Source organism: Massilia sp. 2TAF26, assembly GCF_052115005.1.
Lineage (GTDB): Bacteria > Pseudomonadota > Gammaproteobacteria > Burkholderiales > Burkholderiaceae_D > Telluria.
Genome location: NZ_JBFRFV010000140.1, coordinates 1 through 386, shown reverse-complemented (window position 1 = coordinate 386; position 386 = coordinate 1). Strand labels below are relative to the sequence as shown.

The following is a 386-nucleotide window of genomic DNA, read 5'->3' as shown; positions in this document are numbered from 1 at the left end:
GCCCTGGGAGATACCAACGATCTTCTCTTCCGGTATTCCCGCTTCGATCAAGCCGTCGAGGATGCCGCCCAGCCCGGATGGGTCCACGCCAATCTTGTCCAGCTTTCCCGACTCTTCCATCTGAGCGCAGAGGGCGGCCACCTCGTCAACGTCGTCGCCAATGCGCTTGACCAGCACCAGTTGCCCGGCGTTGGCGAAATCGATTAGGCGAGAAGCCACTTCTTTGCGGCGCTCAAGAACAGAGGGATGCGCCCATGCGCGCGCCCAGGTCAGCCAGCGGCGTGTCTCTCGGCACCGACCAATGGCCGTCAGCGCCAGTAAGTCATCCAGACCGCCACCGTCGATACCGACATCGATCACGTCGGACCGTTCGATCAACTCTTCCA

1 pseudogene is annotated in these 386 nt (G+C 61.7%); it reads right to left on the bottom strand.

Annotated features, from left to right (window positions below):
• A pseudogene (locus AB4Z32_RS27840) lies at positions 1-386 on the bottom strand (terminase large subunit); the annotation flags it as partial.